Source organism: Rhodanobacter sp. OR92, assembly GCF_000427545.1.
Taxonomy (GTDB): Bacteria; Pseudomonadota; Gammaproteobacteria; order Xanthomonadales; family Rhodanobacteraceae; genus Rhodanobacter; species Rhodanobacter denitrificans.
Genome location: NZ_ATYF01000017.1, coordinates 68027 through 90553 on the forward strand (window position 1 = coordinate 68027; position 22527 = coordinate 90553).

Annotated in this window: 22 protein-coding genes and 1 pseudogene; 10 read left to right on the top strand and 13 right to left on the bottom strand. The window is 68.7% G+C overall.

Annotated elements, in window-relative coordinates:
• Positions 1–66: 66 nt before the first annotated feature.
• A pseudogene (cysI, locus tag RHOOR92_RS0110640) lies at positions 67–1767 on the top strand (assimilatory sulfite reductase (NADPH) hemoprotein subunit); the annotation flags it as partial.
• Positions 1764–2486 carry a phosphoadenylyl-sulfate reductase gene (locus RHOOR92_RS0110645; RefSeq protein ID WP_007509975.1) on the top strand — a complete coding sequence of 241 codons (723 nt, stop codon included), beginning with the start codon at positions 1764–1766 and terminating at the stop codon, positions 2484–2486. The pseudogene cysI and the gene RHOOR92_RS0110645, both read left to right, overlap by 4 nt.
• A gap of 58 nt (positions 2487–2544) precedes the next feature.
• Here the strand turns inward: RHOOR92_RS0110645 and RHOOR92_RS0110650 are convergent, their stop codons facing one another.
• On the bottom strand, positions 2545–3540 hold the full coding sequence (locus RHOOR92_RS0110650; protein WP_007509973.1) for a LysR substrate-binding domain-containing protein: 996 nt from the start codon (positions 3538–3540) through the stop codon (positions 2545–2547).
• A gap of 301 nt (positions 3541–3841) precedes the next feature.
• On the opposite strand from RHOOR92_RS0110650, the gene cysG reads away from it, so the two are divergent.
• The gene (gene cysG / locus RHOOR92_RS0110655) at positions 3842–5302 is read left to right on the top strand and encodes a siroheme synthase CysG (RefSeq protein WP_027490206.1); all 1461 of its coding nucleotides are present in this window, start codon (positions 3842–3844) and stop codon (positions 5300–5302) included.
• Between the two features lie 69 nt (positions 5303–5371).
• Positions 5372–6310 carry a cysteine synthase A gene (gene cysK / locus RHOOR92_RS0110660; RefSeq protein WP_007509969.1) on the top strand — a complete coding sequence of 313 codons (939 nt, stop codon included), beginning with the start codon at positions 5372–5374 and terminating at the stop codon, positions 6308–6310.
• Positions 6311–6316: 6 nt separating this feature from the next.
• Here the strand turns inward: cysK and RHOOR92_RS0110665 are convergent, their stop codons facing one another.
• Positions 6317–6742: a helix-turn-helix domain-containing protein gene (locus RHOOR92_RS0110665; RefSeq protein ID WP_015447440.1), complete on the bottom strand. Its 426-nt coding sequence runs from the start codon at positions 6740–6742 to the stop codon at positions 6317–6319.
• A 185-nt stretch (positions 6743–6927) separates the two neighbouring features.
• Between RHOOR92_RS0110665 and gstA the strand changes: the two genes are divergently transcribed.
• Entirely contained in the window at positions 6928–7548 is a 621-nt protein-coding gene (gstA, locus tag RHOOR92_RS0110670) for a glutathione transferase GstA (RefSeq protein WP_027490207.1), read from the top strand.
• A 93-nt stretch (positions 7549–7641) separates the two neighbouring features.
• Here gstA and purB read toward each other — a convergent pair whose 3' ends face one another.
• Positions 7642–9009, bottom strand: coding sequence for an adenylosuccinate lyase (gene purB, locus RHOOR92_RS0110675; protein ID WP_007509960.1), 1368 nt, complete (start codon positions 9007–9009; stop codon positions 7642–7644).
• Between the two features lie 103 nt (positions 9010–9112).
• On the opposite strand from purB, the gene RHOOR92_RS0110680 reads away from it, so the two are divergent.
• Positions 9113–10495 carry a class II fumarate hydratase gene (locus tag RHOOR92_RS0110680; protein ID WP_027490208.1) on the top strand — a complete coding sequence of 461 codons (1383 nt, stop codon included), beginning with the start codon at positions 9113–9115 and terminating at the stop codon, positions 10493–10495.
• A gap of 39 nt (positions 10496–10534) precedes the next feature.
• On the opposite strand, the gene RHOOR92_RS0110685 is transcribed toward RHOOR92_RS0110680, so the two are convergent.
• The 6 genes from RHOOR92_RS0110685 to RHOOR92_RS0110710 form a co-directional block, all read right to left on the bottom strand.
• On the bottom strand, positions 10535–10921 hold the full coding sequence (locus RHOOR92_RS0110685) for a PDZ domain-containing protein (RefSeq protein WP_027490209.1): 387 nt from the start codon (positions 10919–10921) through the stop codon (positions 10535–10537).
• Positions 10922–11018: 97 nt separating this feature from the next.
• A complete protein-coding gene (locus RHOOR92_RS0110690) occupies positions 11019–11726 on the bottom strand; it encodes a hypothetical protein (protein ID WP_027490210.1) in 708 nt (235 codons plus the stop codon).
• Positions 11727–11756: 30 nt separating this feature from the next.
• A complete protein-coding gene (locus tag RHOOR92_RS0110695) occupies positions 11757–12722 on the bottom strand; it encodes an ABC-2 transporter permease (protein WP_027490211.1) in 966 nt (321 codons plus the stop codon).
• On the bottom strand, positions 12719–13576 hold the full coding sequence (locus tag RHOOR92_RS0110700; protein WP_027490212.1) for an ABC transporter ATP-binding protein: 858 nt from the start codon (positions 13574–13576) through the stop codon (positions 12719–12721). The genes RHOOR92_RS0110695 and RHOOR92_RS0110700 overlap by 4 nt, the downstream gene beginning before the upstream one ends.
• Positions 13573–13947, bottom strand: a complete 375-nt coding sequence (locus RHOOR92_RS0110705) for a GntR family transcriptional regulator (RefSeq protein WP_007509948.1) — start codon at positions 13945–13947, stop codon at positions 13573–13575. The genes RHOOR92_RS0110700 and RHOOR92_RS0110705 overlap by 4 nt, the downstream gene beginning before the upstream one ends.
• A gap of 2 nt (positions 13948–13949) precedes the next feature.
• On the bottom strand, positions 13950–14291 hold the full coding sequence (locus RHOOR92_RS0110710) for a hypothetical protein (protein WP_007509946.1): 342 nt from the start codon (positions 14289–14291) through the stop codon (positions 13950–13952).
• 93 nt (positions 14292–14384) lie between these two features.
• On the opposite strand from RHOOR92_RS0110710, the gene RHOOR92_RS18690 reads away from it, so the two are divergent.
• Entirely contained in the window at positions 14385–14852 is a 468-nt protein-coding gene (locus RHOOR92_RS18690; protein WP_231378367.1) for an SDR family oxidoreductase, read from the top strand.
• A 63-nt stretch (positions 14853–14915) separates the two neighbouring features.
• Here the strand turns inward: RHOOR92_RS18690 and RHOOR92_RS0110720 are convergent, their stop codons facing one another.
• Positions 14916–16583: an amidohydrolase gene (locus tag RHOOR92_RS0110720; protein WP_027490213.1), complete on the bottom strand. Its 1668-nt coding sequence runs from the start codon at positions 16581–16583 to the stop codon at positions 14916–14918.
• 138 nt (positions 16584–16721) lie between these two features.
• Entirely contained in the window at positions 16722–17306 is a 585-nt protein-coding gene (locus tag RHOOR92_RS0110725) for an FMN-dependent NADH-azoreductase (RefSeq protein ID WP_015447448.1), read from the bottom strand.
• A 112-nt stretch (positions 17307–17418) separates the two neighbouring features.
• On the opposite strand from RHOOR92_RS0110725, the gene RHOOR92_RS0110730 reads away from it, so the two are divergent.
• The 3 genes from RHOOR92_RS0110730 (at position 17419) to RHOOR92_RS0110740 (ending at position 20412) form a co-directional block, all read left to right on the top strand.
• Positions 17419–18393 carry a LysR substrate-binding domain-containing protein gene (locus RHOOR92_RS0110730; RefSeq protein WP_015447449.1) on the top strand — a complete coding sequence of 325 codons (975 nt, stop codon included), beginning with the start codon at positions 17419–17421 and terminating at the stop codon, positions 18391–18393.
• Positions 18394–18454: 61 nt separating this feature from the next.
• A complete protein-coding gene (locus RHOOR92_RS0110735; RefSeq protein ID WP_027490214.1) occupies positions 18455–19594 on the top strand; it encodes a pyridoxal phosphate-dependent aminotransferase in 1140 nt (379 codons plus the stop codon).
• Complete coding sequence (locus tag RHOOR92_RS0110740) at positions 19591–20412, top strand: amidohydrolase (protein ID WP_015447451.1); 822 nt, start codon at positions 19591–19593, stop codon at positions 20410–20412. Before RHOOR92_RS0110735 ends, RHOOR92_RS0110740 begins: the two co-directional genes overlap by 4 nt.
• A gap of 161 nt (positions 20413–20573) precedes the next feature.
• Here the strand turns inward: RHOOR92_RS0110740 and arsC are convergent, their stop codons facing one another.
• Positions 20574–20918: an arsenate reductase (glutaredoxin) gene (gene arsC, locus RHOOR92_RS0110745; protein WP_027484004.1), complete on the bottom strand. Its 345-nt coding sequence runs from the start codon at positions 20916–20918 to the stop codon at positions 20574–20576.
• 12 nt (positions 20919–20930) lie between these two features.
• Positions 20931–22448: a pseudouridine synthase gene (locus tag RHOOR92_RS0110750; RefSeq protein ID WP_015447453.1), complete on the bottom strand. Its 1518-nt coding sequence runs from the start codon at positions 22446–22448 to the stop codon at positions 20931–20933.
• Between the last annotated feature and the right edge of the window lie 79 nt (positions 22449–22527).

Below are 22527 nucleotides of genomic sequence, written 5' to 3' on the forward strand. Positions count from 1 at the left end.
TGCGTTCATCCGTGAACGCGAGAGTCAAGAAGCGGCCATCCATGGCCGCACTCTTCAGAAAAGCACCCCATGACCTCCCATCTCGAACACATCAAGGCGGCCAGCCGCCATCTGCGCGGCACCATCGCCGAGGGCCTGGCCGACCCGGTCACCGGCGCGATCGGCGAGGACGACACCAAGCTGCTGAAGTTCCACGGCAGCTACCAGCAGGACGACCGCGACCTGCGCGAGGAGCGCCGCCGGCAGAAGCTGGAGCCGGCGTACTCGTTCATGCTGCGCGCGCGCCTGCCCGGCGGCGTGGTGACGCCGGCGCAGTGGCTGGTGTTCGACCGCATCGCCCGCGAGCATGCCAACGGCACGCTGCGCATCACCACGCGGCAGACCTTCCAGTGGCACGGCATCATCAAGCACCGGCTGAAGCCGACCATCGCGGCGATCCACCAGGCGCTGGCTACCACCATCGCCGCCTGCGGCGACGTGGTGCGCAACGTGGTCAGCACGGCGAATCCGGTGGAATCGGCCGCGCACGCCGAGGCGTATGCCTGGGCGACGCGGCTCTCCGCCGAGCTGGCGCCGAAGACGCACGCCTATCACGAGATCTGGCTGGACGGCGAGCAGCTGCATGGCGACACTCGTCCCGTGGAAGAGCATGAACCGCTGTACGGCGCCACCTACCTGCCGCGCAAGTTCAAGATCGGCCTGGCGATCCCGCCGCTCAACGACATCGACGTGTTCGCCCAGGACCTGGGCCTGATCGCGATCGCCGAGCAGGGCGTGCTGCGCGGCTTCAACATCGCCGTCGGCGGCGGCATGGGCGCGACCCATGGCGACGCCACCACCTATCCGCGGCTGGCCAGCGTGATCGGCTTCGTCACGCCCGAGCAATTGTTCGGCGTGGCCGAGGCGGCGATCGGCGTGCAGCGCGACTGGGGCGACCGTACCGAACGCAAGCACGCGCGGCTGAAGTACACGCTGGACCGGCACGGCCTGGACGCGTTCAAGGCCGAACTGGAGTCGCGCCTGGGCTACGCGCTTGCCGCGCCGCGCGCGTACCGCTTCGAGCACAACGGCGACCGCTACGGCTGGGTCGAGGGCCACGACGGCCGCTGGCATCTCACCCTGCACATCGAATCCGGCCGGCTCGCCGACACCGGCGAACGGCGCTGGCTCACCGGCCTGCGCGAGCTGGCGAAGGCGCATGCCGGCGACTTCCGCCTGACCTGCAACCAGAACGTGATCGTGGCCAACGTCGCGGCGGGCGAGCGCGAGCGCATCGACGCGATCGTGCGCGAGCACGGCCTGGACGGCTACCTCAAGCAGAGCGCGATCCGCCGCCACGCGATCGCCTGCGTGGCACTACCTACCTGCGGCCTGGCGATGGCCGAGAGCGAGCGCTACCTGCCGGCGCTGCTGCCGAAACTGGAAGCGCGGCTCGATCATCACGGTCTCGCCGACGCACCGATCCTGCTGCGCCTGTCCGGCTGCCCGAACGGCTGCTCGCGGCCGTACCTCGGCGAGATCGCCCTGGTCGGACGCGGGCCGGGGCGCTACGACCTGCGCCTGGGCGCCGACTTCAGCGGCCAGCGGCTGAACCAGGTCTACCGCGAGAATGTGGACGAGGCGGCGATCCTCGCCGCGCTCGATCCGCTGTTCGCGCGCTATGCCGCCGAGCGCGCGGACGGCGAGGGCTTCGGCGATTTCCTGCGGCGTGCCGGCATCCTCGCGCCGCTGCCGTCGCGGCGCATTCCGGCGGAGCTGGTCGCGTGAGCGCGGCGCTGCTCGAGCAGGCGCCGCACGAGCCACGGGCGCTGGCCGAATTGAACGCCGTGCTGTCCCGGCTCGATGCCGAACGCCGGGTGGCCTGGGCGCTGGAACACGTCGCCGGCGAGCACGTGCTGTCGTCCAGCTTCGGCGCGCAGTCGGCGGTGTCGCTGCACCTGGTGACGCGCCGGCGGCCGGACATTCCGGTGGTGCTGATCGACACCGGCTACCTGTTTCCCGAGACGTATCGCTTCGTCGACGAGCTGACCGAACGGCTCGGGTTGAACCTCAAGGTCTACAGCGCGCCACTCAGCCCGGCCTGGATGGAAGCGCGTCACGGCCGGCTGTGGGAGCAGGGTGTGGCCGGGCTCGACCATTACAACCGGCTGCGCAAGGTCGAGCCGATGCAGCGCGCGCTGGCCGACCTGCACGCCGTCGGCTGGTTCGCCGGCCTGCGCCGCGGGCAGTCGAGGAGCCGGGCGGCGATCGAGTTCGCCGGGATCCGCAACGGCCGCTGGAAATTCCACCCGCTGGCCGACTGGAGCGACCGCGACATCGGTCAGTACCTCGCGCGCCACGGCCTGCCCTACCACCCGCTGTGGCAGCAGGGCTACGTCTCGATCGGCGACAGCCACACCAGCCGTCGCTGGGAGCCGGGCATGGACGTCGAGGACACCCGTTTCTTCGGGCTCAAGCGCGAATGCGGACTGCACAGCCTCGCGTAGGCTCGCCGCCCCGATCCCGCCCGCATCCCATCCGGCGCGGCGGGAGGACGATCAGGCTTCAGGCCGCATCGGGCAGCGCCGCGGGCGACCGCTCGCGCCAGTGCGGCACCGCCGACCACTCGGCCGGCACGGTGTCGGCGGCGAGCGCACGCACCACCTCGCGGCGGTCCAGGTGCGGCGCGAACTGCGTGATGAACTCCAGCACGTATTCGCGCAGCACGCTCTCGCGGCGCAGCACGATCCAGGTCGTGCACTGGGGGAACAGATGGTCGGCCGGCAGCGCGCGCAGGTCGGTGTCGCCGTCCTGCATCGCCATCTCGGCCAGCACGCCGATGCCCAGCCCGGTGCGCACGTAGGTCTTGATCAGGTCGGCGTCGCCGGCGGTCATCGCGATCTGCGGGCGCAGGCCGCGCGCTTCGAACGCGCGGCGCAGCGAGGAGTCGGCCTTCAGCGAGGAGTCGTAGCTGACCAGCGGCAGCGTGGCCAGTTCGTCCAGCGAGGGCTGCCGTCCGCTGGTGGCCAGCGGGTGCTCCCGCGGCGCCACGATCACCCGCTGCCAGCGGTAGGCCGGCAGCGCGAAACCGATCGGCGGCGGGGCGCCGGCGGTGCTGATCACCGCCAGGTCGACGCGACCGGCTTCCAGCTGGGCCAGCACTTCGCCGTCGCGGCCCGGCTGCAGGTGCACGCTGACCTGCGGGTAGCGCTGGTTCAGCGCGCCGATCGCGGCAGGCAGGGCGAAGCGAGCCTGGGTGTGGGTGGTGGCGATGCGCAGCTCGCCGTGCGCCTCGTTGCGCAGGTTGGCGGCGATCGCGCGGATGTTGGCCGCCTCGGCGAGGATGGCGCGGGCGCGTTCCAGCACGTGCCGGCCGGCCTGGCTCACCGCGTCCAGGCTCTTGCCCTTGCGCACGAACAGCTGGAAGCCCAGCTCGTCCTCAAGCTGCTTGAGCTGCTTGCTGAGGCCGGGCTGGGTGGCGTGGACGCGCTCGGCGGCCAGCGTGATGTTGAGGCCGGAGTCGGCGATGGCGACGAGGTAGCGCAACTGGGTCAGCGTCATGGCGATGGGCTCGTGGACGGTCGGGATCGTTGGGTCGAGGCACGAACGGGGCACGAGTACATCGGGCGGCGCGAACCGGCATCGTGTGCGGCACATGGGTGCTGGCGGATTCGTGGCGGTCGGCGTCGATGATCATGTACGGACGTCTATATGTCTATTTGATAAAATGGTCAAGCGTGGCGTTGCGCGAGGCGTTACATGACGGGAAGGCATATGCGCGGCCGCACAAGTCATTTGCCGCGCCGGCGAATGCTGCGTAGCGTGCCGGCGACTCCCTTGCCTGCGATGCGATCCCGCCCGAATGAAGCTGTATCCCCTGTTCGCCGACCTGTCCCGCCGCGCCGTGCTGGTGGTGGGCGGCGGCGCGGTGGCCGAGCGCAAGGTGGCCGCGCTGCTCGGTGCGCAGGCGCAGGTCACGGTGAACGCGCCCGTGCTCACCCCGCAGTTGCAGCGCTGGGCGGCGGCGGGGCGCATCGCCCACCGCGGGGATGCGTTCCAGGAAGCCTGGCTGGAGCGGGTCTGGCTGGTGGTGGCGGCGACGTCCGACGCCGAGCTGAATCGGCTGATCGCCACCCTGGCCGGGCTGCGGCGGATCTTCGTCAACGTGGTGGACGACGCGGTGCTGTCGAGTTTCCACGTGCCGGCGCTGGTCGACCGCGCGCCGCTGACCATCGCCATTTCCAGCGGCGGCGCGGCGCCGATGCTCTCGCGGCTGCTGCGCGAGCGACTGGAGACGCTGCTCGACCCTTCGCTGGGCGCGCTGGGCTTGCTGGCGGCGCGGTTGCGTCGGCGCATCCGCCTGCGCCACCCGGAGCCGGCGACGCGGCGACGTTTCTACGAAAACCTGTTCGCCGGGCCGGTGGCGGACCTGTTGCGGCAAGGGCGGCCGGAGGACGCGCGGCAGGCGGCGGAGCAGGCGCTGGCCGCGACTCCCGCGGTCCCGGCCGGCTCGGTGCTGCTGGTCGGCGCCGGCCCCGGCGATCCGGGCCTGCTGACCCTGCGCGCGCTGCGTGCGCTGAACGAGGCCGATGTGATCCTGCACGACCATCTGGTCAGCGCCGAGGTGCTGGCGCTGGCCCGGCGCGATGCCGAGCGGATCGAGGTGGGCAAGCAGGCCGGCCACCACCGCACCACCCAGGACGGCATCCATGCGCTGCTGCTTGAGCACGCGCGGGCAGGGCGGCGGGTGGTGCGGCTGAAGGGCGGCGACCCATTCGTGTTCGGCCGCGGCGGCGAGGAGCTGGAGTTCCTGCGCGCCCACGGCATTCCCTATGAAGTGGTGCCGGGCATCACCGCGGCCGTCGCCTGTGCGGCGCACGCCGGCGTGCCGCTGACCCATCGCGACCATGCGCAATCGGTGCGTTTCGTCACCGCGCACTGCCAGTCCTCGCGCGACAGCCTGGACTGGGCTGCGCTGGCGCAGGAGCGGCAGACCCTGGCCGTGTACATGGGCGTGGCCGAGCTGACCACGCTGCAGGCGCGCCTGCTCAAACATGGCCGTGCGCCATCGACGCCGTTCGCGCTGGTCGAGAACGGCTCGCTGCCGCAGCAGCGGGTGGTCACCGGCAGCTTGGCCAACATGGTCGAGCGCGCGGCGTTCCACGCGGTGCGTTCGCCGGCGTTGCTGATCCTGGGCGAAGTGGCGTCGCTGGCCACCTCGCTGGCCTGGTTCGGGGCGCCGCCGCTGGGCGCGGCGGTACCTGCCATCCGTCCTGCGCGGGCGGCCACCACCGACGTGCTGGCAGCGGTCCATCGCACCTGACGAAAATCTTCACCTCGGCGGGCGCATGATTGCGCGACGCTTTTTTCTCCAGACGGCCGGAGCACTTCCATGATCCACGACAGCATTCTCGACACCATCGGCAACACGCCCATCGTCAAGCTTCACCGCCTTGCCCCCAAGCACGTCGAGTTGTATGTGAAAGTGGAGGCGTTCAACCCCGCCGGTTCGGTGAAGGATCGGCTCGCGCTGGCGATCATCCTCGACGCCGAACAGCGCGGTGTTCTGAAACCCGGCCAGACCGTGATCGAGGCCACCTCGGGCAACACCGGCGTGGCGCTGGCGGCGATCTGCGCGGCGCGCGGCTACCCGTTCGTGGCGGTGATGTCGGATACCTTCTCGCTCGAGCGGCGCAAGCTGATCCGCGCCTACGGCGGCAAGGTGGTGCTCACGCCCGGCGCCGCGCGCGGCACCGGCATGGTGAAGGTGGCGGAAGAGCTGGCGCGCAAGCACGGCTGGTTCCTCGCCAGCCAGTTCGAAAACCCGGCCAACCCGGCCTACCACCGGCAGACCACCGCGCCGGAGATCCTGCGCGACTTCGCCGGCCGTCGGCTGGACTACTTCGTCAGCGGCTGGGGCACCGGCGGCACGCTCACCGGCGTGGGCGAAGTGCTCAAGGTGGCGCGCCCGGAAGTGCAGATCGTCGCCACCGAGCCGACCGGCGCGGCGCTGCTGTCCGGCAAGGAGTGGCAGCCGCACAAGATCCAGGGCTGGACGCCGGATTTCGTGCCGGCCGTGCTGAACCCCAAGGTGGTCGACCGCATCGTGCCGGTCGACGACGTGCTGGCCCGCGACACCGCGCGCGCGCTGGCCCAGCAGGAAGGCATCTTCGCCGGCATCTCCTCCGGCGCCACCTTGGCTGCCGCGTTAGGCGTGGCCAAGACCGCGCCCGAGGGCTCGGTGCTGCTGGCGATGCTGCCCGACACCGGCGAACGCTACCTGTCGACCTTCCTGTTCGAGGGGGTCAACGAGGGGTCGGACGAAGTCTGAGCGCGGTCACGCGCTGGGCGCCCGAGCTTGCCGGCGGCCGCCCGGAACCGTTCCGCGTGCGGCGGTGGGCGCGCGTTTCGACGCCCCCGCTTCCCATTCCGCGATCAGCTTCTGGCCCACGCTGGCCAGCGCCCGGATCGCCGGCAGCAGCTCGCGGCCGAGCGGCGTGAGCGCGTACTCGGCCGACGGCGGCGAGGTGTCGAGCACGCGCCGCGTCACCAGACCGCGCGATTCCAGCTCGCGCAGCCGCGCGCTCAGCACGCGCGCGGAGATGCGCGGAATGTCGTGACGCAGTTCGCCGAAACGGCGCGGCTCGGCGCTCAGGTACCACACCACGTTCGGCGCCCACGCGCCGCGCAGCAGCGCCAGGCTCTCGGTGAGCGGGCAGGCCGGCGGTGCGGCGACCTTGCTCTTGCGTACGGGCAGGCCCATCGGAATTCCATCGGAGAGTGCGGTAACCGGAGGGATACTACATTTTTCCGCTAACTGATGGTTAGGTGGTATCCGCGAGTAACCATGATGGCTAGCATGCCGTCTTCGTTGCGGCGCGCGCAGGCAGTTGCCTCGCGCGATCGCAGCGATGGTTCTTCCCCACGTCCCCAACACGGAGAAAACGCATGAAGCTTTATTACTCGCCGGGCGCCTGCTCGCTGTCGCCGCACATCGTGGCGCTGGAAGCCGGCATCTCGCTGCCGCTGGAGAAGGTCGACGGCAAGGCCAAGCGTACCGAGGGCGGCGCGGATTTCTGGCAGGTCAACCCGAAGGGCTACGTGCCGGCACTGGCGCTGGACAACGGCGAACTGCTGACCGAAGGCCCGGCGATCGTGCAGTACCTGGCCGACCTCAAGCCCGAGAGCGGCCTGGCGCCCGCCAACGGCACGCTGGCGCGCTACCGCCTGCAGGAGATGCTGGGCTACATCAACTCGGAGATCCACAAGAGCTACAGCCCGCTGTTCAAGCCCGACACGCCCGAAGCCACCCGCGCCGAGCGCAAGGAGTACCTGACGAAGCGTTACCAGTTCATCGAGGGTGTGCTGGCGAAGCAGCCGTTCCTGCTGGGCGACAAGTTCACCGCGGCCGACGCCTACCTGTTCACCGTGACCAACTGGGCCAGGCACGTGGAGCTGGACCTGTCCGGCTTCCCGGCGTTGCTGGCGTTCCAGAAGCGCGTGGCCGCGCGCCCCGCGGTGCAGGCGGCGTTGGAGGCCGAGGGCTTGGTGAAGAAGGCTCTCGCCTGATCTGCATCGGACCGCGCGTGGAGGTGCGCGGCCCGATGGTTTTGCCCGTCATTCCGGCTTCCGCCGGAGTGACGGCGTAGCAGCGATCGCGGCTCAGATGCCTCGCGCCAGTCCTTCGGCCAAGCCGATGTAGCCGCCCGGCGTCAGCTCCAGCAACCGCTGCTTCGCTTCCGCCGGCAGATCGAGGCCACCGATGAACTCGCGCATCGAATCCTTCGTGATGCCATGGCCGCGAGTCAGCGCCTTGAGCTGCTCGTATGGCTCGGGCAGGCCATAGCGGCGCATCACGGTCTGCACGGCTTCGGCCAGTACTTCCCAGCTGGCGTCGAGGTCGGCGGCGATGCGTTCGGCGTTGACGTTGAGTTTGCCCAGGCCTTTCTTCAGCGATTCCAGCGCGACCAGGCCGTGGCCGAAGGCGGTGCCCAGCGCGCGCAGCACGGTGGAGTCGGTGAGGTCGCGTTGCCAGCGGCTGATCGGCAGCTTCTCGGCGAAGTGGCCGAGCAACGCGTTGGCGAGACCGAAGTTGCCCTCGGCGTTCTCGAAGTCGATCGGATTGACCTTGTGCGGCATGGTGGACGAGCCCACTTCGCCGGCCTTCAGCGTCTGCTTGAAGTAGCCCAGCGAGATGTAGCCCCAGATGTCGCGGGCCAGGTCGATCAGGATGATGTTGGCGCGGCGCACCGCGTCGCAGTATTCGGCCACGTTGTCGTGCGGCTCGATCTGGGTGGTGTAGGCATTGAAATCGAGGCCGAGGCTTGCCACGAAGCGCTGCGAGAACGCGCGCCAGTCCACTTCCGGGTAGGTGATGGCGTGGGCGTTGTAGTTGCCCACCGCACCATTGATCTTGCCGGAAACTTCGACCGCCACCAGCTGCTTGCGCTGACGCTCCAGCCGCGCCACCACGTTGGCGATTTCCTTGCCCAGCGTGCTGGGCGAGGCGGTCTGGCCGTGCGTGCGCGAGAGCAGCGGCAGCGCGGCGTTCGCGTGCGCCATCTCGCGCAGCTTGGCGATCACCGCATCCAGCTGCGGCAGCAGCACCTGGCTGCGCGCATCGCGCAGCATCAGCGCGTAGGAGAGGTTGTTGATGTCCTCGCTGGTGCAGGCGAAGTGCACGAATTCCTTCGCCTGCGCCAGGCCGGCATCGGCGCCGATCTTCTCCTTGATGAAGTACTCCACCGCCTTGACGTCGTGGTTGGTGGTGGCCTCGATCGCCTTGATCCGTTCACCGTCGGCCTCGCTGAAGTTTTCCGCGATGGCTTGCAGGGTGGCGACCTGGGCGGCCTCGAACGGCGGCAGCTCGGCGATCTTCGGCTCGGCCGCCAGCGCCAGCAGCCAGGCGATTTCGACCTGCACGCGGCGATGCATCAAACCGAACTCGCTGAAGATCGGACGCAGCGCTTCGACCTTGCTGGCGTAGCGGCCGTCCAGCGGCGACAGGGCGGTCAGGGCGTGGTTGGACATCGGAGCGTTCCGGCAAGGGGAAACGGCCATTTTACATTGACAGCGGCGCAATGACTGACGGCCTATAGTTGGCCGGTTTTCCATCTCCACGAAGGACAGGACCATGAGCGGCTTCCGCATCGAACACGACAGCATGGGCGAATTGAAAGTCCCCGCCGACGCGCTGTACGGCGCGCAAACCCAGCGCGCGATCGACAACTTCCCGATCTCCGGCCTGCGCCTGCCGCGCCCGTTCATCCGCGCGCTGGGGCTGATCAAGGCCGCCGCCGCCGAGGTCAACCTGGCGATGGGGCATCTCAAGAAGAACCAGGCCGCGGCGATCCGCAAGGCGGCGTTGGCGGTGGCGGATGGCCAGCATGACGCGCAGTTCCCGATCGACATCTTCCAGACCGGCTCGGGCACCAGCACCAACATGAACGCGAACGAGGTGATTGCGCACCTGGCGGTGGCGGCCGGTGCGAAGGTCCACCCGAACGACCATGTCAACTACGGGCAGAGCTCGAACGACGTGATCCCCACCGCGATCCACGTCAGCGCCACGCTGACCGCCAGCGAGCAGTTGCTGCCGGCGCTGAAGCACCTGAAGCAGGCCATCGACAAGCGTGCGCGCGAACTGAGGAACACGCCGAAAACCGGCCGCACCCATCTGATGGACGCGATGCCGATCACCTTCGGCCAGGAGCTGTCCGGCTGGGCGGCGCAGGTCGCCTCCGCCATCGAGCGCATCGAGGACGCGCTGAAGCGCATGCGCCGGCTGCCGCAGGGCGGCACCGCGGTGGGCACCGGCATCAACGCCGATCCGAAGTTCGGCCCGGCGATGGCCGCCCAGCTGAAGAAGCTGACCGGGGTGAAGTTCGAGTCGGCGCAAAACTACTTCGAGGGCATGGCCGCGCAGGATGCGGCGGTGGAACTCTCTGGTGCGCTGAAGACGCTGGCGGTGGCGTTGATGAAGATCGCCAACGACCTGCGCTGGATGAACTCCGGCCCGCTGGCCGGCCTGGGCGAGATCGAACTGCCGGCGCTGCAGCCGGGCTCGTCGATCATGCCAGGCAAGGTCAACCCGGTGATCCCCGAGGCCACCGCGATGGTCGCCGCGCAGGTGATCGGCAACGACGCGGCGATCACCATCGCCGGCCAGTCCGGCAACTTCCAGCTCAACGTGATGCTGCCGCTGATCGCGCACAACCTGCTGCAGTCGATCGAGATCCTGGCCAAGGTCAGCGTGCTGCTGGCCGACAAATCCATCGCCGGCTTCAAGGTCAACAAGGCGCGGGTGAACCAGGCGCTGGCGATGAACCCGATCCTGGTCACCGCATTGAACCCGGTGATCGGCTACGAGAAGGGCGCGGCCACCGCCAAGCTGGCGTACAAGCAGCACCGGCCGATCATGGAGGTGGCGCTGGAGACCACCGGCTTGTCGAAGGCGGAACTGCAGAAGCTGCTCGACCCGCTGGCGCTGACCCGCGGCGGCATCCACGGCGAGTGATCGGATCCGCGTGCCCCATGCATGGGCGCGCGGACGGGGTCAGGGATGCGGGTGAGCCATCGCGGCCAGTTCGCCGGCCGCCAGGGCCAGCTGCAATGTTTCGTGACCGCGGCGCACGGTCAGCCGGCTGGCTTCCCGCCAATGGGCGCTGGGGTGGTTGCGCAGCTCGGCCACGCGCGTCACGGGCTGCTCGTCCACGGCGGTGATCAGGTCGCCTCGCCGCAGTCCGGCGTGCCTGGCCGGCGTGATGCGGATGACCCGGATGCCCGTGCCGTCGAGCGAGGCCAGCTTGAGTTCGCGGCCGCCGACGTCATGCCAGCTCAGGTTGTCGCGCGTGCCATGCATCTGTACATGCCAACCGGCCTGTGCCGGCAGGACGAAGAACGATGCCGTGGCGAGGGTGCCCAGCAGGATCAGGTGTCGCATGCGGTGGTCTCCCTTTGGAGGGGGTGAGGGTGCCCGCCGCGGTGTCGTGGACACCACGTGAGACGCGGGCGAGGGGAATGCGAGTGGAAGTTGCGGCTTAGTCCGAGAACACGGCAAAGCCTTTCTTGCCGTCCTTGTCCTTCATGTCCTTGCCGCAGTCGTCGACGTCCTTCTGCGTCATCGTGGCGTAGGGCCTGAACGCAGGCATGGCGGCGGCCAGCTTTTGCTGCGAGGCAAGCACGCCGGGCAGACGCTTGCACAGTTGCAGGGCGGCCGCCTGGATCTGGTCGGTCTGCGGCTTGAGGCTGGCTTCGATCTCCTTGTCGCTCTTGCCGGTGAACGCGCCCCAGAGCGCCTGCTTCGCCGCGCTGACGCCGATGTCCGCGCCCTGCGCGCCGATGTCCATGCCGGCTTCGGCGATGCCGATGATCTGCTGGCGATAATCCACCAGCATGGGGTGCTGTTCCGGCGTGGCCGGTACCGGCTTGCCGGCGATCACCAGTTCGCCTTGCGGAGTGATCACCGCCTTGGGGAGAGTGCCGTCGTGCGGGTGCGGACCGTCGCCGATGTGGATATTGCCCAGGCTGATGTCCTTGCTGACCAGCTCCTTCTTGGCCTGCTCGATGCCCTTGCGGACCTCGGCGGCGATCATCGAGGAGGAGGTCTGTTCGTGGACGTCCTTCGCCGCCTGGGCCATGTCGCTGGCGACGCCCGATGGGTTGGTGTCCTGGCCGGACTGGCTGCAGGCAGCCAGCGGCAGCAGCGCGGATGCAAGGATGCCGATGGCGATCATGTTGGCTTTCATCGTTTTCTCTCCGTGCGATTCGTTCGAGTGTCAGCTGTCGTCGCGCCAGCGGCGGAACCAGATGGCGCTGGCCAGCATGGCGATGGCCGCAGCGGCGCCGATCCAGAGACTGGTGGAGCCCAGTGCCGCATAGGAGTGGACGACGCCCAGGCTGGACAACAGTTCGGCCGGGTTGTTGCCGCCGATGCGCGGGACCTGGCTGAACCAGCCGCCGGGGAACACGCTGAACAGGATGCGGCCCACCACGTTGCGCCAGTACCAGCTGTCCTGCAGGTCGATGGTGCCGAGCAGGTTGAACCAGCCGATCACCACGCCTGCGGCCACCGGCAGCACCACCGCCCACAGGAACGGTTTGCTGCGGGCCCAGGCCGAGCACAGCATCAGCCAGCCGACCGACGGCAGCGCCCACAGCAGGTACAGCGGGATCGAGCCGATCAGGTTGGCGATCACCTGCAGCGGGTGCGACAGGGTCAGCAGGTGCCATACGCCGACGCCGTGGAACGACAGCGCCAGGGCAAACATCAGCAGCATCGCGATGCCGGTCAGGGTGCCGACGACCACGACGATCAGCGGGGCGACGACCGTCGCGGCGACCACCTTGGACAGCACGGTGGCGGTGTCGGAGATCGGCAGCGATTTCCAGAACAGCAGGCTGCGGTCGCGGCGGTCGTCGTAGAGCGTGCCGAGGCAGTAGAAGAACACCACGAAGCCCATCACCATGCCGATGATCATGGTCGGCGAGTACATCGCCATGTCCAGCCCGGCGCCCACGGCGTCCATGGACTGCTTGTCCAGGGCGCGGGACAGCAGCCGCATGTTGTTCTCGCCGCCGCCGAAGGCCACGTTGAAGCCGTGGCGCGATCCCATCACCTCGCCGGCGAGGATGCCCATCAGGTTCAGCAGCAGGAACACGCCGCCGGTGATGACCGGCGTCCAGAAGAAGCCGCCCCGGTGTTCCCACAATTCGCGCTTGATCAGCCAGTAGAAGGTTTTCATGCGTAGGTTCCTTTCATGGTGGCGACGAACAGGTCGCTGACCGACGGCCGGCGGGTTTCACCCAGTTGCTCCAGCGTCGCGCGGTCCGCGCCGTCGAACAGGAAAATGCTCTTGCCGAACACCTGCCGCTCGTCCAGCGGCTTCAGCGCGCGCGCGGCGGCGGCCTTGTCGGCGCCCACCATCACCTCGATGAAGCGCTCGCCGACTGCGTCCATGTCGGCGTCCAGCACGATCCTGCCGTCGCGGATGAACATCAGGTCGGTGAGGATGTGTTCGACTTCCTCCACCTGATGGGTGGTGACGATGATCGTCTTGTTCTCGTCGAAGTAGTCTTCCAGCAGGTTCTGGTAGAACTGCTTGCGGTAGAGGATGTCCAGGCCCAGGGTGGGCTCGTCCAGGATCAGCAGCTTGGCGTCGATCGCCATCACCAGCGCCAAATGCAGCTGCACGATCATGCCCTTGGACATCTGCCGCACGCGCTGCTCGGGCTGCAGCTTGGTGCGGGCCAGGAACGCCTCGCACTTGGCGCGGTCGAAGCGCGGGTGCACGTTGGCGACGAAATCCACCGCCTGGCGCACCTTGATCCAGCGCGGCAGCACGGCCACGTCGGCGATGAAGCAGACTTCGCCCATCAACTTGTCGCGCTGCTTGCGCGGGTCGAAGCCGAGCACGTTCAAACTGCCGCTGAAATCGGTGAGGCCCAGGATCGCCTTCAGCGCGGTGGTCTTGCCGGCGCCGTTGGGGCCGATCAGGCCGACGATGCGGCCGGGCTCGATCCGGAAACTGACGTTGTCCAGCGCCAGCGCCGACTTGTACCGCTTGCTCAGGCCACTGGCCGTGATCACCGCGCTCATGATTTCTGCTCCTTGTCGGTGGCTGCTTCGCGCAACAGCGTCTTGAGGTCCAGCCCGAGCCGCTGCAGCCGTGCGAACAGCGCCGGCCACTCCTCGCGCAGGAAGCGCTCGCGTTCCGATTTCAGCAGCGCCTCGCGTGCGCCCTCGATGACGAACATGCCCAGACCCCTCCGTTTTTCCACCAGTTGCTCGTCGACCAGTTCCTGGTATGCCTTCGACACGGTCAGCGGATTGATTTGGTAGTCCGCAGCCACCTGGCGTACCGACGGCAGCGGGTCGCCCTCGTTCAAGGCGCCGTCCAGGATCATCGCCACCACGCGTTGCTGCAGCTGGCGATAGATCGGGACGCTGTCGTTCCAGGTAATGGTCATGTTTATTCCTTGCTGATGCGGCCGAACTTGTTGCCAAACGAATAGTAGGGCATGGCCAATTGCGACCCGAGCAGGCTGAGCTGCTCCGTATTGCCGCCGGCGTTCGCGGCGACCATCGACGGCACCGTGGCGATGCCGGCGCTGCCGACGTTGGCCAGCAACGCGGCGCTGCGCATCTCGGCGGCACTGGGGCTGACCTGGATCGGTGCCAGGTCGGTGACGCTGCTGGCTTCGGTGCGGCTGGCGTGGGTCGGCTGGCTGGCGACGTTGTAGTTGACGGCACTCAGGCTGGCAGCGGTGAGCAGGACGGCAGCGACACTGGCGATCAGATTCTGCGCTTTCATGACAGGCCTCCTTAGTGATCTCGTTGAGTGGTGTTGTAGTGAACTATAACACTATGTTTCGATCCGTCAATAGGCGCGTGGCGATTTCGCAACATGACTGATGGCCTAGGCGCCGAAACCGCGCCGCGGCGCGGTTCGACAGCCGACCCGGTGATCCGCCGCATGGGCGCACGTGGCCGCGGCAGCATCGTCAACGTGATCGGGCAGGGCGGGCGGCAGGCCAACCCGCAGCACATCGCCGGCGGTTCGGCCAACGCCGCGCTGATGCTGGCTACGGTGGGCTATGCGAATGCCTACGCAGGCAAGGGCGTGCGGGTCAACGCGATCAACCCCGGCATCACCCGCACCGGCCGCGTGGAGGAGGGGCTGGACGCCGAAGTGCGCGCCACCGACCTGTCGCGCGAGGAACTGCTGGCGCGGCAGCTGGCCGGGATCCCGCTGGGGCGTCTGGCCGAGCCGGCGGAAATCGCCGACGTGGCGTTGTTCCTGGCCTCGGCGCGCGCCAGCTACGTCACCGGCGCGATCGTCCCGATGGACGGAGGTCGGACTTCGACGATCTGAGTCGCGCCGCAAGGAAAAAGGCCGGCGTGGGCGCCGGCCTTTTTCGTCCCGCGTCCTGCTGCATCAATCCTTGGCGGCGTAGACCTGCCTGCCGCCGACCCAGGTCTGCAGCACCTTGGTGTTCCAGATCCTGCTGGCGGGGTCCCGGAAGATGTCGTGGTCGATCAGGATGAAGTCGGCCCACTTGCCCGGCTCCAGCGTGCCCAGCGTGTGTTCCGCATGCTCGGCGTAGGCTGCGTCGAGAGTGAACGCGCGCAGCGCCTGCACCAGCGTCATGTCCTGCTGCGGGTACCAGCCGCCGGGCGGCTGGCCGTCGTGGTCCTCGCGGGTCACCGCCGAATACAGGCCGTAGAACGGGTTGGGCGATTCCACCGGGAAGTCCGAGCCGCCGGCGATCACCGTGCCCTGCTTGAGGAAGCGCTGCCATGCGTAGGCGCCGGCGATCCGCTGGTGGCCGATGCGGTCCTCGGCCATGTTCATGTCGGAGGTGGCGTGGGTCGGCTGCATCGAGGCGATCAGCTTGAGCGGCACGAAACGGGGAATGTCCTGCAGCGACAGGATCTGCGCGTGCTCGACCCGGTTGCGCAGCGCGATCGCCGCCGGATGGGTCTTGTAGGCGGTGGCGAAGCTGTCCAGCACCTCGCGGTTGGCGCCGTCGCCGATGGCGTGGATGGCCACCTGGTAACCCTTGGCGAAGGCCTTGTCGATCTTCGCGGTCATCGCCGCGGGCGGCATGAACAGCAGGCCGCGGTTGTGCGGGTCGTCGCTGTAGGGCTTGAGCATCGCCGCGCCGCGGCTGCCCAGCGCGCCATCGGCAAACAGCTTCACCGCGCGCACGGTGAGGAAGTCGTCGCCGTAGCCGATCAGCGGGCCGTCCTGGCTGATGGTGTCGAACGCCGCGCCGGTGTTGCGGATCATCGCGTAGATGCGCGCGGTGAGCTTGTGCGCGTCGGCGTAGTCGCGGTAGAGCCGGTAGGTGTCCAGGTCGATGCCGGCGTCGCCGACGCCGGTGAGGCCCACGCTGGCCATCTCGGCCAGCGCGGCGTCGAGTGCGGCGGCCCGTTCCTGCGCGGTGGGCGCCGGTACTTTGTCGTTGACCAGGTCGGTGGCGCCGTCGACGAACACGCCGGCCGGGCCGCCGCTGGCGTCGCGTTCGATGCGCCCGCCGGACGGGTCCTTGGTGGCCGCGTCAACGCCGGCCAGCTTGATGGCGGCGGAGTTGGCCCAGGCGGCGTGGCCGTCGACGCGGCTCAGCCACACCGGGCGGTCGGACACCACGGCGTCCAGTTCCTTCGCGGTGGGGAAGCGGCCGAGCTTCCAGATTTCCTGGTTCCAGCCGCCGCCGAGTATCCACTTCGCGTCGGGATGCGCCGCGGCGTAGGCCTTCACCTTGGCCAGCGCTTCCTGCAGCGATTGCGTGCCGGTGAGGTCGACGCTGTTGCGCGCGTAGCCGAGGTCCAGCACATGGCCGTGGGCATCGATCAGGCCGGGCAGCAGGGTGCGGCCGTGGCCATCGATCACCCTGGCGTCGCCGACGCGGCCGGCCAGTTCGGCATGGCTGCCGGTGGCGACCACCTTGCCCTGCTCGACCCGCAATGCCTGGAAGTGCTGCAGCTTGCCATGGCTGTCCAGCGTGTAGCCGTTGACGTTGTCGACCAGCAGGTCGGTGGCCTGTGCGGCCGGCGCCAGCGCCAGCAGGGCGAGCATGAGCAGGCATGGCGAGCGTTTCATGCGCGGAATCCAGTGGAGGGGGAGCCCGCAGTGTGTCGGCACCGGCGCGGCTTTTCCACCCCGCGGTCGCTGACGCCCCCAACCACAAACGCCCGCTCCGCGCGGGAGAAGACGTTTGTTAGGGTTACCGCCGGGGTATCAGGCCGCTTTGGCGACCAGCGTCTCGATCATGCCGTGCGCCGATTTCAGCGCCGCGGCCTTCTGTTCGTCGCCGATCGCCATGCCTTCGGCGCGCACGAACTCGACGTCGTCGATGCCGATGAAGGCGAAGGCGGCACGCAGGTAGGGTTCCTGGAAGTCCATGGCGGCCGCCGCCGAATCCTTGCTGTAGATGCCGCCGCGGCTGGAGGCGACGATCACCCGCTTGCCGCCGGCCAGGCCCTCGGGGCCGTTCGCGGTGTAGCGGAAGGTCTTGCCGGCGACCAGGATACGGTCGAGCCAGGCCTTGAGCGAACTGGAGATGGCGAAGTTGTACATGGGCGCGCCGATCACCACCACGTCGGCGGCGAGGAATTCCTCCAGCAACTGGTTGCCGAGTACGGCGGCGGGATCGCTGGCGTCGGCCACCGGGGTCCAGTGCGGCAGCGGTTGTGCGGCCAGGTCGTGGTAATGGAGGTTGGCGTCGGGCGTGCTGCGCTTCAGCTCGGCTACGATGTCGGCGGTCAGCTGGCGCGACACGGAGTAGCCGCCCAGCGCGCTGGAGTCGATATGCAAGAGTTTCATGGAAAGCTTCCTGGTCAGGCCATGCGACTGGCGATGCAACCAAGATATATTCGGAACAATATCGCGATAAGATGGCAGTTGTCGAACTTATCGTTCTTGAATGGAAACGATCATGGCGGCATTGAGCGGTGCGCTGCAGGACCTCAACGACCTGTATTTCTTTGCCGCGGTGGTCGAGCACGGCGGCTTTTCCGCGGCTGGCCGCGCACTGGGCGTGCCCAAGTCGCGCCTGAGCAAACGCGTGGCCCAGCTGGAGGAACGCCTCGGCGTGCGCCTGCTGCAGCGGACCACGCGGCGCTTCGTGGTGACCGAAGTCGGCGAGCGCTTCTACGCGCACTGCCGCGCGGTGCTGGAGGAAGCGCAGGCGGCGCAGGATGCGGTGGACGAATTGCGTGCCGAGCCGCGCGGCGTGGTGCGCCTGAGCTGCCCCGTCTCGCTGGCGCAGACCGTGCTGGCGCACGTGCTGCCGGATTTCCTCGCGCAATACCCGAAGATGCAGGTGCGCCTGCTGTCCGGCAACCGCCGGGTCGACGTGATCGGCGAGGGTTACGACCTGGCGATCCGCGTGCGCACCAAGCTGGATACCGACGCCAACCTGGTGATCCGCACGTTCGGCCTGTCGCGCACCACGCTGGTGGCCAGCCCGGCGCTGCTGAAGGCGCAGGGGCGCCCGGGCCAGCCGGGCGACCTGGCGCGGCTGCCGGCGTTGTCGATGAGCGAGCACGAGGGCGCCCAGCTGTGGGAACTGATTGGCGCGAACGGCGAGCAGACCAGCGTGGAAGTGCAGGCGCGGCTGATCACCGGCGACTTCGCGGTGCTGCTGGAGGCGGCCCGCCGCGGCATGGGCGTGGCGCTGCTGCCGGAGTTCGTCTGCGCGCCGGCGATCGCCGCCGGCGAGCTCGAAGTGGTGCTGCCGGAGTGGAGCGTGCCCGAGGGCACCATGCATTTCGTCTATCCCAGCCGGCGCGGCATGCTGCCGGGCGTGCGCGCGCTGGTCGACTTCCTGGCCGAGCGGCTGCCGGCGACGACCTTGCTGAAGCATGAGCAGTGCAAGCAGCGCCCGCCGGACGAACTTCCGTCGACGTGATGCACACGGTGGCCCCGATGCAGTACGCTGCCGGGTTTACGGACATTTATACGGCCAAACGATGATCGCTACCAAGCTCCCGAAAGTCGGCACCACCATCTTCAGCGTGATGAGCCAGCTCGCGCTGGAGCGCAAGGCGGTCAACCTGGGCCAGGGTTTCCCCGACTTCGAGCCGCCGCAAGGGCTGCGCGATGCGCTCGGCCGCGCCATGAACGAGGGCCGCAACCAGTACGCGCCGATGCACGGTATCGCGGCCCTGCGCGAGCAGATCGTGCTGAAGACCGAAAGGCTTTACGGCCGCAGGCTCAACGTCGATACCGACATCACGCTCACCTCCGGCGCCACCGAGGCGATCTTCGCGGCAATCGCCGCGACGGTACGCGCGGGCGAGGAGGTGATCGTGTTCGACCCGGCCTACGACTGCTACGAGCCGGCGATCGAGCTGCAGGGCGCGCGCGCGATGCACATCCCGCTGACCGTGCCGACGTTCGCGATCGACTGGCAGCGCGTGCGCGACGCGGTGACGTCGAAGACCCGCATGATCATGATCAACAGCCCGCACAATCCGTCCGGTGCGGTGCTGTCCGCCGCCGACCTGGACGAGCTGGCGGCGATCGTGCGCGAGACGGAGATCGTGGTGCTGTCCGACGAGGTGTATGAGCACATTGTCTATGACGGTGCTCACGAAAGCGTATTGCGTCATCCGGAACTGGCCGGGCGCAGCATCGTGGTCTCCTCGTTCGGCAAGACCTACCACTGCACCGGCTGGAAGGTCGGCTACGCGGTGGCGCCGGCCGCGCTGAGCGCGGAGTTCCGCAAGGTGCATCAGTACCTCACGTTCTGCACCTTCCACCCGGCGCAGGCGGCGTTCGCCGAATTCATGGCCAGCGATCCGCAGCATTACCTGGAGCTGCCGGCGTTCTACCAGGCCAAGCGCGACCGCTTCCGCGCACTGCTGGCACCGTCGCGGTTCAAGCTGCTCGACGTGCCGGGCGGTTACTTCCAGCTGGTCGATTATTCGGCGATCCGCGACGAGGACGATCTCGCCTTCAGCCGCTGGCTGGTCGAGCACGGCGGCGTGGCGGCGATCCCGCTGACGCCGTTCTACGAGCGCGCGCCGGGTACGCGACTGCTGCGGCTGTGCTTCGCCAAGAGCGACGCCACCATGGAGGCGGCCGCCGAGCGGCTGTGCCGGCTATGAGCAGCGACAGGGTGAGCCTTGAACCGCTGCGCGTAGCGCTGGTACAGGGCGCTACCCGCTGGCACGACGCGCCGGCCAATCGCGACTACTACGGCACGCTGGTGCGCCAGGCGAAAGGCAGCGACCTGATCGTGCTGCCGGAGACCTTCCTGTCCGGCTTCAGCAACGACACCCATGCCAGCGCCGACAGCATGGACGGCGAGGGCGTGGCGTGGCTGCGTGCGCTGGCGGTCGAGGTGGGCGCGGTGCTCTGCGGCAGCCTGGCGATCCGCGAGGACGGCGTCGTCTACAACCGCCTGCTGTGGGTGCGGCCGGATGGCAGTTTTGAGCAGTACGACAAGCGCCACCTGTTCCGCATGGCCGGCGAACATACCCGCTACGGCGGCGGCAGCCAGCGCCTGGTGGTGGAGCTGAAGGGCTGGCGCATCCTGCCGCAGGTCTGCTACGACCTGCGCTTCCCGGTGTGGCTGCGCAATCGCCGGCTGGCCTCCGCTGGCGGCGGCATGGACTACGACCTGGCCGTGTTCGTGGCGAACTGGCCGGCGCCGCGCCGGCAGCCGTGGCGCACCTTGCTGCGCGCACGGGCGATCGAGAACCTCAGCTATGTGGTCGGGGTGAACCGGGTCGGCGTGGACGGCAACGAGATTCCGTATGCCGGCGACAGCGCGGTGCTCGATCCGGTCGGCGAGCCGCTGGTGGAACTGGGCGCGCAGGAACAGCTGGCGATGGTGACGCTGGATCCGGCACCGCTGCTGGCGCACCGCGAACGCTTCCCGGCGTGGATGGACGCCGACGCGTTCACGCTCGATCCGGGCTGAACTCCCCGTCCATCCGCAGGAGCCCGCCGGCGGGCGATGCTGTTCAGATCAGAGCGAAAGCATCGCCCGCGAGCGGGCTGCTGCGAGTGCCGGATCGATGCGGTTCATTCGACAAAAAGCCGCCTTGGGGGCGGCTTCTTGTCGAGCAATGGGCGATCAACTCAGAGTATCGCCAGCACCGCTTCCGGTGGGCGGCCGATGACGGCCTTGCCGTTGGCGACCACGATCGGGCGTTCGATCAGCTTCGGGTGCGCCACCATCGCGGCGATCAGTGCACCCTCGTCGAGGGCGGGATCGTGCAGCCCCAGCGAGCGGTACTCCTCCTCGCCGGTGCGCAGCAGTTCGCGCGCGGTCATGCCCAGTTGCCGCAGCAACACGGCCAGTTCGGCGGCGCTCGGCGGCGTGTCGAGGTAGTTGATCACCTCGACCTTGCCGCCGTGCTGTTCCAGCAGCGCGAGCGTGGCGCGCGACTTGGAGCAGCGGTTGTTGTGATAGATGCGCAGCATTGATCAGCCGCCTCAGCGATTGCCCGAACGGTTGCCGCCGCGACCCGGTGGCCGACCGCCGCCCGGACCGCCGTGCCGGGAACCGCCTTGCGGGCGATTGCCGCCATGACCTTGCGGACGATTGCCGCCCTGGCCTTGTGGGCGTGCCGGGTTGCCATGCGCGCGGTTGCCCTGGCCCTGGCCTTGCGGACGTGGACCACGATTGCCCGGTGCACGGTTGCCGCCGAGGCCGGGGCCGGGGCCACGCGATTCGCCGCCGAAGCCGCCGTAGGGGCTGCCCGCAGCGCGACCTTCGTTGCCGCCGCTGTGCGCGCCGAACGGCTTGCCGCCGGCTGCGCGGCGGTTGCCGGCCGCACCACCGGCGTTGCCGCGCGGCGCGCCAGGGCGACCGCTGCCGTCGCGGCTCTCGCCGGCGAACCAGGTGCGCACCGACGGCAGCTCCTGGCCCGGCGCCACCCGCTTGCTCTTGCCGCCGCGTTTGCCGCCCGGCGCACCGCGTTCGGGGCGGGCCAGGTTGCCGTTGACTTCCTTGCCGTCGCGACGCGGCGGCTTGCGGCCGCGCACCGGCTCTTCGCGGATGCGGTCATACGCGCGCAGCTCGCGCGCCTCATCCTGGCCGCCCGTCCAGGCGGTGCCGGCGCCGCTCGCGGGGCGATACTCGGTGACGTTGCGGTTGGCGCGGCGCTGATGCAGCACCGGGCTCAGGGTCAGTACCGGCTGCGGCATGTCCACGCCGGTGGTCTGGCGCAACTGCTTGACGGCTTCGGCATCGAGCGCCTCGCATTCGCCGCGGCGCAGGTTGCGCGGCAGCTCGATCGCGCCGTAGCGGATGCGCTTGAGCCGGCTGACCAGGAAACCCTGCGAGTCCCACAGTCGGCGCACCTCGCGGTTGCGGCCTTCGCGGATCACCACGCGGAACCAGCTGTGGCTGCCGCCGCGACTGATCACGGCGATCTCGTCGAAGCGGGCGGGACCGTCCTCCAGTTCCACGCCAGCCTTGAGTTTCTCGATGACTTCGTCCGGCACCTCGCCGTGCACACGGCACAGGTATTCGCGTTCGAGTCCGCTCCTGGGGTGCATCAGCGCATTGGCCAGGGCGCCGTCGGTGGTCAGCAGCAGCAGGCCGGTGGTGTTGATGTCGAGTCGGCCCACGGCGACCCAGCGCGCGCCCTTCAGGCGCGGCAGCTGTTCGAACACGGTGGGGCGGCCGTCCGGGTCGTCACGGGTGGTCAGCACGCCTTCGGGCTTGTGGTAGATCAGCACCTCGGTGTCGTCGCGGCTGTCGGTGGCTACGACGAACTGCTTGCCGTCCATGATCACGCGGTCGCCGGCCTTCACGCTCATGCCGATTTCGGCGGGGGCGCCATTCAGTTCGACTTCGCCGGACTGGATGCGCTGCTCGAGCATGCGGCGCGAGCCGAGGCCGGCGTTGGCCAGCACCTTGTGCAGGCGTTCTTCCAGGGCGGGGGCGTCGCTGTCGGCGCGCGGTTCGCGCTTCAGGGACAAAACGGATTTTTGCGGCGCATTCATGCGCGGTACTCCTCGGGGTCTTGCTCGGCGGCGTCGGGTTCGACGTCCGCGGCGGGGTTCGCTGCCTCGTCGGCAGTGG

Coding starts and splice junctions, on each gene's coding strand:
- RHOOR92_RS0110740 (WP_015447451.1), top strand. CDS start 19,591: ATGAGCAGCGACAGGGTGAGCCTTGAACCGCTGCGCGTAGCGCTGGTA.
- RHOOR92_RS0110725 (WP_015447448.1), bottom strand. CDS start 17,306: ATGAAACTCTTGCATATCGACTCCAGCGCGCTGGGCGGCTACTCCGTG.
- RHOOR92_RS0110650 (WP_007509973.1), bottom strand. CDS start 3,540: ATGACGCTGACCCAGTTGCGCTACCTCGTCGCCATCGCCGACTCCGGC.
- RHOOR92_RS0110750 (WP_015447453.1), bottom strand. CDS start 22,448: ATGAATGCGCCGCAAAAATCCGTTTTGTCCCTGAAGCGCGAACCGCGC.
- RHOOR92_RS0110695 (WP_027490211.1), bottom strand. CDS start 12,722: ATGAAAACCTTCTACTGGCTGATCAAGCGCGAATTGTGGGAACACCGG.
- RHOOR92_RS0110705 (WP_007509948.1), bottom strand. CDS start 13,947: ATGACCATTACCTGGAACGACAGCGTCCCGATCTATCGCCAGCTGCAG.
- purB (WP_007509960.1), bottom strand. CDS start 9,009: ATGTCCAACCACGCCCTGACCGCCCTGTCGCCGCTGGACGGCCGCTAC.
- RHOOR92_RS0110690 (WP_027490210.1), bottom strand. CDS start 11,726: ATGAAAGCCAACATGATCGCCATCGGCATCCTTGCATCCGCGCTGCTG.
- cysG (WP_027490206.1), top strand. CDS start 3,842: ATGAAGCTGTATCCCCTGTTCGCCGACCTGTCCCGCCGCGCCGTGCTG.
- cysK (WP_007509969.1), top strand. CDS start 5,372: ATGATCCACGACAGCATTCTCGACACCATCGGCAACACGCCCATCGTC.
- RHOOR92_RS0110710 (WP_007509946.1), bottom strand. CDS start 14,291: ATGAAAGCGCAGAATCTGATCGCCAGTGTCGCTGCCGTCCTGCTCACC.
- RHOOR92_RS0110700 (WP_027490212.1), bottom strand. CDS start 13,576: ATGAGCGCGGTGATCACGGCCAGTGGCCTGAGCAAGCGGTACAAGTCG.
- RHOOR92_RS0110720 (WP_027490213.1), bottom strand. CDS start 16,583: ATGAAACGCTCGCCATGCCTGCTCATGCTCGCCCTGCTGGCGCTGGCG.
- RHOOR92_RS0110665 (WP_015447440.1), bottom strand. CDS start 6,742: ATGGGCCTGCCCGTACGCAAGAGCAAGGTCGCCGCACCGCCGGCCTGC.
- gstA (WP_027490207.1), top strand. CDS start 6,928: ATGAAGCTTTATTACTCGCCGGGCGCCTGCTCGCTGTCGCCGCACATC.
- arsC (WP_027484004.1), bottom strand. CDS start 20,918: ATGCTGCGCATCTATCACAACAACCGCTGCTCCAAGTCGCGCGCCACG.
- RHOOR92_RS0110680 (WP_027490208.1), top strand. CDS start 9,113: ATGAGCGGCTTCCGCATCGAACACGACAGCATGGGCGAATTGAAAGTC.
- RHOOR92_RS0110685 (WP_027490209.1), bottom strand. CDS start 10,921: ATGCGACACCTGATCCTGCTGGGCACCCTCGCCACGGCATCGTTCTTC.
- RHOOR92_RS0110730 (WP_015447449.1), top strand. CDS start 17,419: ATGGCGGCATTGAGCGGTGCGCTGCAGGACCTCAACGACCTGTATTTC.
- RHOOR92_RS18690 (WP_231378367.1), top strand. CDS start 14,385: ATGACTGATGGCCTAGGCGCCGAAACCGCGCCGCGGCGCGGTTCGACA.
- RHOOR92_RS0110735 (WP_027490214.1), top strand. CDS start 18,455: ATGATCGCTACCAAGCTCCCGAAAGTCGGCACCACCATCTTCAGCGTG.